Annotated in this window: 10 protein-coding genes; 7 read left to right on the top strand and 3 right to left on the bottom strand. The window is 39.2% G+C overall.

Annotated features, from left to right (window positions below):
- The coding region (locus tag ABF638_RS34505) for a tetratricopeptide repeat protein (protein WP_435027305.1) at window positions 1–1,650 on the bottom strand (1,650 nt) is incomplete at its 3' end.
- 508 nt (window positions 1,651–2,158) lie between these two features.
- On the opposite strand from ABF638_RS34505, the gene ABF638_RS34500 reads away from it, so the two are divergent.
- Window positions 2,159–3,433: a ribulose bisphosphate carboxylase small subunit gene (locus ABF638_RS34500; protein ID WP_435027304.1), complete on the top strand. Its 1,275-nt coding sequence runs from the start codon at window positions 2,159–2,161 to the stop codon at window positions 3,431–3,433.
- 354 nt (window positions 3,434–3,787) lie between these two features.
- On the opposite strand, the gene ABF638_RS34495 is transcribed toward ABF638_RS34500, so the two are convergent.
- Window positions 3,788–4,543: a hypothetical protein gene (locus tag ABF638_RS34495; protein WP_435027303.1), complete on the bottom strand. Its 756-nt coding sequence runs from the start codon at window positions 4,541–4,543 to the stop codon at window positions 3,788–3,790.
- 365 nt (window positions 4,544–4,908) lie between these two features.
- Window positions 4,909–5,304: a hypothetical protein gene (locus ABF638_RS34490; protein WP_435027302.1), complete on the bottom strand. Its 396-nt coding sequence runs from the start codon at window positions 5,302–5,304 to the stop codon at window positions 4,909–4,911.
- A gap of 967 nt (window positions 5,305–6,271) precedes the next feature.
- On the opposite strand from ABF638_RS34490, the gene ABF638_RS34485 reads away from it, so the two are divergent.
- From ABF638_RS34485 to ABF638_RS34460, 6 genes are all read left to right on the top strand, one after another.
- A complete protein-coding gene (locus ABF638_RS34485; RefSeq protein WP_435027300.1) occupies window positions 6,272–7,432 on the top strand; it encodes a sigma-70 family RNA polymerase sigma factor in 1,161 nt (386 codons plus the stop codon).
- A 164-nt stretch (window positions 7,433–7,596) separates the two neighbouring features.
- Complete coding sequence (locus ABF638_RS34480; protein ID WP_435027298.1) at window positions 7,597–8,763, top strand: DUF1822 family protein; 1,167 nt, start codon at window positions 7,597–7,599, stop codon at window positions 8,761–8,763.
- 73 nt (window positions 8,764–8,836) lie between these two features.
- Window positions 8,837–9,304, top strand: a complete 468-nt coding sequence (locus ABF638_RS34475; RefSeq protein WP_435027297.1) for a DUF4870 domain-containing protein — start codon at window positions 8,837–8,839, stop codon at window positions 9,302–9,304.
- A 147-nt stretch (window positions 9,305–9,451) separates the two neighbouring features.
- Window positions 9,452–10,567 (top strand): Gfo/Idh/MocA family protein, encoded by a 1,116-nt coding sequence (locus ABF638_RS34470; RefSeq protein WP_435027296.1) that lies wholly within the window; start codon window positions 9,452–9,454, stop codon window positions 10,565–10,567.
- 4 nt (window positions 10,568–10,571) lie between these two features.
- On the top strand, window positions 10,572–10,817 hold the full coding sequence (locus tag ABF638_RS34465; RefSeq protein WP_181930818.1) for an HNH endonuclease: 246 nt from the start codon (window positions 10,572–10,574) through the stop codon (window positions 10,815–10,817).
- 35 nt (window positions 10,818–10,852) lie between these two features.
- Window positions 10,853–11,098: a hypothetical protein gene (locus tag ABF638_RS34460; RefSeq protein ID WP_435027295.1), complete on the top strand. Its 246-nt coding sequence runs from the start codon at window positions 10,853–10,855 to the stop codon at window positions 11,096–11,098.
- Window positions 11,099–11,294: the final 196 nt, after the last annotated feature.

Genomic DNA, 11,294 nt, shown 5'->3' with positions numbered 1-11,294 from the left:
ATTAATTTTAATGGCTTGGTTGTAATCTTCAATTGCTGCTTGCTTATCTCCTAAATCATCGTGAGCTACACCCAGATTGTAGTAAGCTAGTGCATAGTTGGGATTAATTTTAATGGCTTGGTTGTAATCTTCAATTGCTGCTTGCTTATCTCCTAAAGCAGAGCGAGTTACACCCCGGTTAATGTAAGCTAGTCCATAGTTAGGATTATTTTTGATGGCTTGGTTGTAATCTTCAATTGCTGCTTGTTTATCTCCTAATTCATCGTGAGCTATACCTCTATTGTAGTAAGCATTTGCATAGTTGGGATTAATTTTGATGGCTTGGTTATAATCTTCAATTGCTGCTTGTTTATCTCCTAAAGCAGAGCGAGCTACACCCCGATTGTAATAAGCTAGCGCATAGTTAGGATTATTTTTGATGGCTTGGTTGTAATCTTCAATTGCTGCTTGCTTATCTCCTAACTCATCGTGAGCTAAACCCCGGTTTATGTAAGCATCTACATAGTTGGGATTAATTTTGATGGCTTGATTGTAGTCTTTAATTGCACCGCGAAAATCTTTGTTGTTGTATTTTTCTAATCCTTCTTTATAGTAAGTATCAGCACTTTTCTGTTCTATTCTTATTAGATTTGTCAGATCTAGCAAATAAACAGTACCACCACCCATCAATACAATTAATGGAATCACAACAAGATATATCGGAATAGAATTTTTTTGGCGGGGTAATGGAGTAATTGGAGGTGTAAGAGGCTGAGTTACTGGTATTGGCTGTGAATTTAACGCTTGTAAAACTTCCGCCGCCGACTGATAACGCTGCTGATATTCTTCTTGCAACAACTTATCCAAGATTTGCCCTAATTCTTGACTTACTGGTTGCTGCAAATATTGTCGCCAACTAGTAACCCAACCATAACCTTGTCGTTGCCAAAGTTCCCAAGGGTGAATTCCACTCAATAGGTGAAAGCAGGTTGCACCAACACTATATAAATCACTGGCTGGGTAAGCTTCACCTCCTTGCATTTGTTCCAGTGGCGCATAACCAAAGGAACCAATGGTTGTTCCTATTTGCGTTATCACCGTTGCTGTCAGTTGCTTGGATGCACCCAAGTCAATTAGTACTAACTTGCCATCACCGCGACGAATAATATTCTCTGGCTTGATATCGCGGTGAATAACTTTGTGTTGATGAACTGTTTTGAGAATATCTAACAAATCGAGCAATAATTCTCTGATTTTTTGCTCGTTGAAAATTCCCTGCTGTTGTAATTCAGCCAATAAATTCTGCCCATCGATAAATTGCTGCACTAAATACAGACGATTTTCTTGCTCAAAATACGCCAATAGTGTGGGAATTTGCAGATGTTCGCCTAATTGTTCGAGTCGCCTTGCTTCTTGTTCAAATAATTCTGTGGCTTTTTGCAGTGCGCCAGTTCCTTGCACTTGTGGTGCAAATTGTTTAATGACACATTTTTGATTCAATTTGTCTATATCTTCTGCCAAATAAGTTTTACCAAATCCCCCAGCACCTAATGATTTAATCGGGCGATAGCGGTTTCTCAGCACTACCAATCCTGTACCGCAGTTGAAGCAAAACATTGTGCGATCGCTATTGGGCGGATTGTGGCAATCTGAATTAAGGCAGCAGATCATAACTGTGCTTTTATTGGCAAATGTAATTATTATCGCCTAACTACAAGCTATTTCTTAGAGAAATCGCAAAATAGTAGATAAATTGAGTTATTGGCAGCAAGCAGGTTACAAACCAGTCGCCATCTACGGATTTCCCGTTTGCGTAGCGTTTGTGCGAAAATAAGGGTCGCAATGGCAACATCTATACTTTACTTTGTGATTGCTTTGCTTCATTACGTTCCACTCGTAATGACAAATTATGTTTTTATACATTTGGGATGTTCCTAATACGATCGCTATTCAATATTTTTTCATTGGAATGCTAAAAAATATTCTTTTATAATTATTCCCAAAGTTAAATAATTGTGTAACATTCCTCTATAAAATTTAAACTGATTGCGGCGATGCCTAGGTTTAACTGCGCTTAGGCGTAGCTAAACTGTGTCCTGTGTGAAAGAAAAGCGATCGCTATTCTCAAAAAAAACTTAACATTAATCTTAGAAGTGTTAATTTTTCATCATACAAGCTCATGGGTTACTACATCGCTCCCCGCTTTTTGGACAAACTTGCTGTCCACATCACTAAAAATTTCCTGAAACTTCCTGGCGTGCGAGTTCCCGTGATATTGGGTATTCATGGACGCAAAGGAGAAGGCAAAACATTTCAATGTCAATTAGTCTTCGAGAAAATGGGTATCGAAGTGACTCACGTATCTGGCGGCGAATTGGAAAGTCCAGATGCAGGAGATCCAGCGCGGTTGATTCGGCTACGCTATCGGGAAACAGCAGAACTGATCAAAGTACGCGGCAAAATGTGTGTACTGATGATTAACGATTTAGATGCTGGTGCTGGACGTTTTGATGAAGGTACTCAATATACCGTCAATACGCAGTTGGTAAATGCCACACTGATGAATATTGCTGATAATCCCACAGATGTGCAGTTGCCGGGAAGCTATGATTCCACACCTTTGCATCGTGTGCCGATTATTGTCACAGGTAATGATTTTTCTACCCTCTATGCACCGTTAATTCGGGATGGACGGATGGAGAAATTCTACTGGGAACCAGATAGGGACGACAAAGTAGGAATTGTCAAGGGGATTTTTGAACCGGATGGACTCTCACAAAAAGAAGTTGAACAGCTAGTTGATACTTTTATCAATCAGTCCATTGACTTTTTTAGCGCTTTGCGATCGCGCATTTATGACGAACAAATCCGCCACTACATTCATAAGGTAGGTTTTGAGCAGGTATCCTTGAATGTGGTTAACAGCACTCAAGGGCCACCAGAATTTAAAAAGCCAGATTTCAGGTTGTCTCACTTAATCGAGTCTGGTAATTTCCTGGTTGGTGAACAAAAACGGGTGGAAAATTCCCACTTGGTTGATGATTACAACCGACTAAATCGAGGTGGTAATTATAATCAATCTGCACCACCTGCTGCTGTAACACCAATTAGTCAACTGTCAAATCGTGCAACTCAAGAAGTAAAAACTAATGGATTCCAGAAACAGCAAGCGTCAAGTCCACATTTGACTCTAGAGACACAAGAACAGATTCGGCAATTATTATCTCAAGGTTACAAAATTAGTATTGAACACGTAGATGAACGCCGTTTTCGCACAGGTTCTTGGCAAAGTTGTGTTAATAGCCACATTGATGCTGAGTCTGATGCAATCTCAAATTTGGAATCAACTCTGACAGAATATAGCGGTGAATATGTGCGTTTGGTAGGGATTGATCCAAAGGCGAAGCGGCGCGTGGTGGAGACGATTATTCAGCGTCCAAATGGAAAAAATTAGGGATAGATACAGCAGAATTCAGGAGGTAGGAATCAGAAGTTCAATCGGCGCTTAGAAACTACATTTACACAGACAAAACCCGCACAGGCGGGTTAAAAAAGCTTCATGTTCTATTAGCTCAGGATTAGTGTAGCTCTTACAGCAGTTTACAAGTAACTGAGGTACAAAATGCAGGACTCACGCATCATCTAGAAAGAGTTTGTACTTCCTGCCTCAAAACTCGTATCTTTGTACTTTATGCAAAAAACAACTGCTGTATTTGTGTAGCCGTGAATTCTATTGCCAGGGCTTTTTTCAATTCTCAAGCAACTGGAAAAATATGCTTCTTCAATTTGAGAGTTGAATCCTAACTTTTTAACTACAAGTATTTGCTGAAGCCCAGTTCACCTTTCTTAAATCACCAGTAAATATGGCTGTATATTGATAAGGTGATGAACCAGAACAACTCATAGAATTTGTATTAGCGCGACGGGGAGTCCACCATGATTTTGCTTGCACAGTCAAAGTCGAATTTGTGCTATTCCATGATAGGTTGTTGACAACTAAAGAGTTAGTTTGTCCATTATCCGCCTTTTTAGCAGATAAAAACGTGGCATAGGAAACATCACCATTAGCTGGATTAATCCGGGCTATAACTGCGACTTTTGGCCCGCCTCCGCTACCATAGCTAGGTAACCAACGCATACTAGCAAAGCGGCGAAAATCATTACCTGTCTGACTGCCAGTAGAAGAGTAAACCCCATATAAAACATCACTTCCATTCCAATATAATCCGTAACCTGTACCATCGTCTCTGGTTGTTTCGTAATCAGTACGACACCATGCTTTTATCCCATTATTGAAGCGAATAGTTATAGGGTTTTTGTTATTTGAAAGTTGCTGATAACCAATGTAAATGCTGGTTTTTCCATTAAGTACTCTGGCCCCATTTTTACCTTTAATTGTCGCTTCACTATCATTGCAACTGAATGTTACAGGATTCCCAATGGATACATTTACCGTTTGGGCTAAAACTGGAGGAGTTTTTTGGGTGAGTACTAAATCAGCTACTAATATTACAGATACAGAAAAACCTGCAAAATACTTTTGTAATTTGCCAGAATAAATCATGGTATAAACCTGCCGAGTAAAGTGGAACGGAAAACACCGTACCACTATAAACTCTAATCAGTATTTAGACAAGTAAAATTGTTTAAACTCCCATTTTGCAGTGTTTTCAGCATTATAAAAAATGAGACTATACTACAAACTGCATAATCTAATATGCGTGAAAATGCCTGATAGTAGCTGTATATAATTATTGCTTATCAAAGAGTATCAGTAGATAGAAGAAATTGCCATAGGTTACGCTTTACTATAGGCAATTGCAGGAGTAAAAAAACAGGTTTTAATAAACAATGTAGCGTTTGTTCATTCTCCACATCCCTTGCGAGAATCTTTTTTACCCTCTTCCTACTGCTTACCGTCGTACTTTATTAAGCGGTTTTAGCATTTTCATCTGATATTTCTTCTGTAACAGCTTTCAAGCGGCTCAATCTGCTTTTGCGAATACGTTCGCTATCACGAATGCCACCCGCCATTTCATATTCGCTGCTGTCTTTGCCATATTTAAAAGCAACTCCCCTTACCATCTTATCTGTAAGATTGCTTAAAGTTTTTTCCATCTCATCAATTTTAATTTTGGAAGAGTCAATTACAGCTAAAGCAGTGTTATAAGCAGCAAGCATAGTCCGTAACTGCTCAATTGATTTAGTCAAGTTTTGCAAATCGCAATTATCACCAAAATCCATATTTGAATCAATTGCTTTCAGTCCAGCGGATCTCAATTCAGCTTTTTTGAGAACACGGGATGTACGTTTTTTACGAGACATAAATATATTCCTTAAAGATGCTTATAAAGCTACTTTGCCTTACTAAGGCTGTTTTCTGGTTCAGTAAAATTAGGGAATAATTGTATTTATTAAAAAAATACAATCAAGTCTGAGTAATTTTTCTTAATTTTTAGCCTGTACCTGTTTTTCTTCACAATTGCTTTAATGTTAATGAGGAATATTGCAATGTTAATGAGGACTGTTGCAATGTTGATGAGGAATGTTGCAATCTTGATGAAGAATATTGCAATGTTAATGAGGACTGTTGCAATGTTTATGAAGAACATTGCAATGTTGATGAGGAATGTTGCAATCTTGATGAAGAACATTGCAATGTTGATGAGGACTGTTGCAATGTCGCAGTATATTTTACGTATTTAGACCGCGAGTAAGATGCTTCTCTGTTAAGTCTAAGAGGATGTTTGAAAAGTCTTCTTGTTGGTATCAAAAGTTTTAGATCCCCCTAAATCCCTCTTAAAAAGGGGGACTTTGACTCCGGTTCCCCCTTTTTTAAGCTACGGTGTACACACAAGTCAAAAAAAGATCAATTTCTCATTGTTCTCTTGTTTATCTCATTCCTATGCAGAGCAATAAGAATGCCTAATTAGGGGGCTGCTGCCTCTAGTCAGATATTGAGTCAGAGACTCAATGAATGCATTCCCAGTCGGAGACTGGGAACGAGGAAATGCTTATCAAGCTAGGTTTTTAGGACTTGTGTGTATACCGTAGCCTTTTTAAGGGGGGTTGGCGGGATCTAAAGTGCCTAAAGTTACAGAGAAATACTTTTCAAACATCCTCTAAGGCGGGTAATTTGACTTGTGTGTACACCGTAGCCTTGGAAAGGGGAGGTTCGGAGGGGTCAAAATAATACGTAGCTTCATAGAGAATTGGTATTAAACCCTTTGTTATAAAATAAGCTAACTTCCGCCACAGTGTACTAGATTTAATTTGGGATTTTCCAATTTTTATGCAACCTCGACAAGGCATCATTGAAATCTTTTCAACTTTTGTGCAGTTTGCTGGCGAACGCTTTAGTCGTTGGGGGACGGAATCAAATTTGCGTCGTAGCATTCAAAGTTGTCTAAACCGCACGCCACAAGAAACTTCTGAATACTTTTGGGCACTTTATTGGTATAAGTTTTGGCAGCTTCCCGAAACTGAGTCAATAGCTAGGCAACATCTCATAGCTTATTTGCAAGAACCTTGCTATTGGGTATCCCAAAAGACGGTTACTAGTTTTGCCAGTACTCAGTATAAACTGTCAGACTGTTTTCAGATTGCGATCGCACAAGTTGATAAAGTCCTCAAAGGTTTTAACCCTAATCAAGGTTTTACCTTAAAAAACTACGCCAATGCCATTTTTAGCGGTGCTATCCGCGAAACTTTACGCCAAAAGAGGGAAGTTGACATTTGTACAGATTGGGGACTATTGCGAAAAATCACTAAAAAGCTTTTGGTGGAGTCTTTGCAAAATGCTGGCTTATCCCCAGAGAATATTAATGCTTATATCCTTGCTTGGAATTGTTTCATAACCCTATATATTCCTACAAAAACTGGTATTTCTCGCCAACTTTCTCGACCCGACGATAAAGTTTGGGAAGCGATCGCTAAAGCTTATAATTCACAAAGTAGTCAGCAAGTCAATCCCCAAACTTTGGAAAAATGGCTGCTAAATGCTGCTAAATCTGTCCGCAAGTATTGTTATCCCACCCCGGAGTCTCTAAATACTCCCAAAGGTGGCGATGATTCCTGGGAGTGGCTGGACAATCTTACGGGAAGTCAACAAGAATCTCTAATCAATGAAATTGTCGCCCAAGAAGAAGAACAAACTAGAATTTCTCAGCAAACTGAGATTAACAAAGTTTTAGTTGTGGCGATCGCTCAACTTGAACCGCAATTACAAGAGATTGTACAACTTTACTATGGGCAAGAGCTAACTCAAGACAAAATTGCCAAACAATTACAAATGCAGCAATATACTGTCTCGCGGCGACTAAAAAAAGCACAGGAAGTTTTGTTGCGGTCTTTGGCTAACTGGAGTCAAGATAATTTGCATATTTCTATTACCTCAGACCTACTCAAAACTATAAATACAGTCATGGAGGAATGGCTGAGAAATTATTACTAGGGAGTGGGGACTGGGGAATGGGGACTGGGAACTGGGGAATGGGGACTGGGTAAATAAGCAATCTCCAATCCCAAATCCCAAATCCCAAATCCCAAATCCTTAATCCCCAATCCCAAATCCCCAATCCCCAATCCTCAATCCCTAATCCCCAATCCCCAATCCCCATGACTACTATATTTACTTTTGCTAACCCAACTGACCTGATTTTAGAAATCCCTACCGCCACCCAAAATCAGGCGGATGTTCACAGTCAATCTTTTTCTAACCCCACTTCTGGCTATCAAGGTTACATTAATGAACTTTGCCTAAGTGCTATTTTGCTATGGTTACAAGAAGATTTCACGCCTCAAGCAAAGGTCTGGCCAAATACAACTGTTTTATCGAGTTTCTGGGAAATAGTAAATGGAACCGCAATCACCTTAGATGCAACTCGATTTATCTTGATTCCCAGTGAGACAATTGATTTAAGCGAATTGCGAGTACCGCAAGAATGGGTGGATATTCCCAGTTGGGTAGGTGATTACTACTTAGCTGTGCAGGTAGAACCAGATGAAGGCTATGCTAGAGTTTGGGGTTATTGCACCCATACACAACTCAAATCTCAGGGTAGTTATGATCCAGGCGATCGCACTTATTCTCTTGATGCTGCTGACATCATTAATGATATCAGTGTTTTAGCTGTGGCGCGGCAACTTTGTTTAGAAGAATCAACACGTAGCGCTATTGAAGAGATTCTTCCTATACCGCAACCACAAGCACAAAACTTAATTAGCCGTCTGGGAAATCCAGAAATACTTACACCGAGACTAGCTATCCCTTTTCAATTATGGGGAGGGTTAATTGAACATGGCGGCTGGCGAAAAAGCTTATATCAACGACGCTTGGGACTACCAGAACAGTGGTCTGTTCTCCAATGGTTGCAAAGTGGTGTTTCCCAAGTTGCTGAAGCTGCCGGTTGGGGAAGCTTTGATTTACAACTGAGTGCGGCTGGGGCGCGGAGTGTTGACCAAAGGCAACCAGAATCTATTTTATCTCGTGAACTAGCGATCGCAGGTCAAATTTATGAATTGCTGATTACACCACAAGGCGAACCAGACGCGACTGTTTGGCGCTTTGAGTTACGCAACCTGACAGTGGGTGCAGCTATTCCTGGTGGTTTTAAACTCCGACTACTTACTGAAGATTTACAGCCTTTTCCCAACAACGAAGATATTGCTATAGCTGCTGTAGAAAAACTTTACGTAGAAGTTGCGCTGCTGCCAGGAGAAGGCATAGTCTGGGAAATAGAACCTCTTCCCGAAAATTATGACCGAGAAATACTCAGATTTTAAACTCTTATTTGGCTTTTTTATAGATAATTACAGTGGAGAACTGTCTGGTAAATTCACTTACATATAAAAAGCCATGAGAGCAAAACCTAAACAACAAATGCGTATATGGGCGATGTTGTGTCATTTATCAGCTTTATTGGGATGGATATTATTATGTTTTTTGGTATTTATTGGTATCCCTTTATATTTACCTCTCAATCTTTTAGCCCCACTCATCATCTGGAAATTTAAAAAATCACAATATCCCTGGATTGATTTACAGGGAAAGGAATCACTGAATTTTCAAATATCGTTAACATTATATACTTTGATTTTTATAGTAATCTCCTTGTTTTTATTGTTAATTAGCTTTAGTCTGGCACTGGCTACCAATGGTTCATTTAATGAAATTAAAACTACTTTAGACAGCTTATTATTTTTTCTTATATCTTTGATTTCATTAAAGCTATTACTCCAATCATTCTTAGTAAGTTTTGCGGCTGTCAAAGCTTACAATGGAGAGCATTATCGTTACCCTTTAACAGTTAGATTTTTACGATAAAAAATGATTTAATATCGATTATTATAAAATAAACATTAAAGTGTTATATTCTTATTTACTTACTTTATGGTATGTATTTATAGCATAATATAATCCTAAACGATATAATAGACAAAATGATATTATTAAATAATAACTTGTATAAATATGGGAGTAAATAATAATATGATTGGAGTTGCGATCGCAGGCACTGGATTTGGTCAAAAAGTCCACATTCCTGGATTTCAAGCACATCCTCGCACTGAGGTAGTTGCTGTTTATCATCGAGATATAAATAAAGCTAAAGCCATAGCAGAATCCCATAATATCCGCCACGCCTCTGACTCTCTTGCAGATATTGTGGCATTACCAGAAGTGCAAGCAGTCAGCATCTCAACGCCACCCTTTTTGCACTATGAAATGGCAAAAACTGTACTGCAAGCTGGGAAACATTTATTACTAGAAAAACCGACAACTTTAAATGCAATTGAAGCTAAAGAACTTTATCAGTTAGCGAAAGCAAAAAGCGCCATTGCAACTGTAGACTTTGAATTTCGCTTTGTCCCAGCATGGCAGTTATTTGCTGAATTATTGTCACAAGATTATGTGGGAGAGTTACGCATAATTAAAATTGATTGGTTAGGTTCTTCTCGTGCTGATACTTCACGCCCTTGGAATTGGTATTCTGAAAAGGATAAAGGAGGTGGTGCATTAGGATCTTTGGGTTCCCACGCCTTCGATTATATTCACTGGTTATTCGGGCCAGTCCGTAGATTAAACGCCCATTTAACTACTGCTATTCCTACGCGAGTTGACCCTGTTAGTGGGGAATCCAAGCCAGTGAATACAGATGACAACTGTATATTAACGCTGGAATTAGCTAATGGTACACCTTGCCAACTTTCTATTAGTGCAGTTGTTCATGCACCAAGAACCCATTGGGTAGAAGTATATGGCGATCGCGGTACATTAATAGTGGGTAGTGAAAATCAAAAAGATTATATACATGGTTTTCGTGTTTGGGGTTCCCAACCAGGTAAACCTCTAACAGAAATAGAAATACCAAATCGGTTAATTTTCCCAAAAAATTATGCTGATGGACGCATTTCTGCATTTATCCGCGTAGTCGACCAATGGGTGCAAGGAATTGACCGTAATCAGGAAATTACACCATCCCTACGAGAAGGAATTTATTCTCAGTTGTTGATGGATTTATCCCATGAATCTCATACAAAAGCAAGTTGGATAGATGTACCCAGCTTGGAAGGATTTCTTAGCAACTAAATAAATGAGCAAAACTCCCCGCATTCGTATCCCACCGGAAGTAAAAACTTATGTTTTTCAACGTGACAAATATCAATGCCAAAGCTGCGGTAAAACCACTGTAGAAACTAACCTTAGCATTGACCATATCATTCCCCTTGCCCGTGGTGGTCAAAACGATATCAGCAATCTCCAAACTCTTTGTTTTACCTGCAATCAGCAGAAAACAGACAAAATTGATCCACGTTTCCGGCGATATTTTGAGCTTTAGGTTACGATGGTATGAGCTATTAGTTTCTCATTTCTATGCCTCAAAATCACAATAGCAATTCGCAAAAATTCCTCAACATTAAAACTACGTTTTTCTACCTCTTCACTGTCATAGCTGTTTTAGTAGTAGCCTTTCCCTGGCTATATGAGATTAAAACTAAAGCTGGGATCGATATATCACGTAGACACCATGCAGGAGACTTTTTTGAAAAACATACCTATGGACTCTTCAAGTGTGAGTGGCTTTATCCTTACCATTGCGATCGCCCCCAGATTAAGTAATATCATGTTCGGTTAATCAAGCTGAATAAAAAAGGTTCGTTCGTAGTAAGGACTTTAGTCCTGGCTTTGGTGACTGAAGTCCCTACCAAAAAATGCTTATTATGGGTCAATACACTTGCAATACGGTTCGGTTAAGGGAAGAGACGCGATAAATCGCCGTCTCTACAAAGGACTGATTATTGTAAAGACGGCGATT

Origin of the sequence: Nostoc sp. CALU 1950, from assembly GCF_051172895.1 — a bacterium.
GTDB classification, from domain to species: domain Bacteria; phylum Cyanobacteriota; class Cyanobacteriia; order Cyanobacteriales; family Nostocaceae; genus Nostoc; species Nostoc edaphicum_A.
Note: the sequence above shows the minus strand (reverse complement) of the source record. Positions and strands in the feature narration are given on the sequence as shown.

What these genes read in the sequence shown, in the direction of transcription:
- ABF638_RS34500 (WP_435027304.1), top strand. Translation starts at nt 2,159, where the DNA reads ATGGGTTACTACATCGCTCCCCGCTTTTTGGACAAACTTGCTGTCCAC.
- ABF638_RS34495 (WP_435027303.1), bottom strand. Translation starts at nt 4,543, where the DNA reads ATGATTTATTCTGGCAAATTACAAAAGTATTTTGCAGGTTTTTCTGTA.
- ABF638_RS34490 (WP_435027302.1), bottom strand. Translation starts at nt 5,304, where the DNA reads ATGTCTCGTAAAAAACGTACATCCCGTGTTCTCAAAAAAGCTGAATTG.
- ABF638_RS34485 (WP_435027300.1), top strand. Translation starts at nt 6,272, where the DNA reads ATGCAACCTCGACAAGGCATCATTGAAATCTTTTCAACTTTTGTGCAG.
- ABF638_RS34480 (WP_435027298.1), top strand. Translation starts at nt 7,597, where the DNA reads ATGACTACTATATTTACTTTTGCTAACCCAACTGACCTGATTTTAGAA.
- ABF638_RS34475 (WP_435027297.1), top strand. Translation starts at nt 8,837, where the DNA reads ATGAGAGCAAAACCTAAACAACAAATGCGTATATGGGCGATGTTGTGT.
- ABF638_RS34470 (WP_435027296.1), top strand. Translation starts at nt 9,452, where the DNA reads ATGGGAGTAAATAATAATATGATTGGAGTTGCGATCGCAGGCACTGGA.
- ABF638_RS34465 (WP_181930818.1), top strand. Translation starts at nt 10,572, where the DNA reads ATGAGCAAAACTCCCCGCATTCGTATCCCACCGGAAGTAAAAACTTAT.
- ABF638_RS34460 (WP_435027295.1), top strand. Translation starts at nt 10,853, where the DNA reads ATGCCTCAAAATCACAATAGCAATTCGCAAAAATTCCTCAACATTAAA.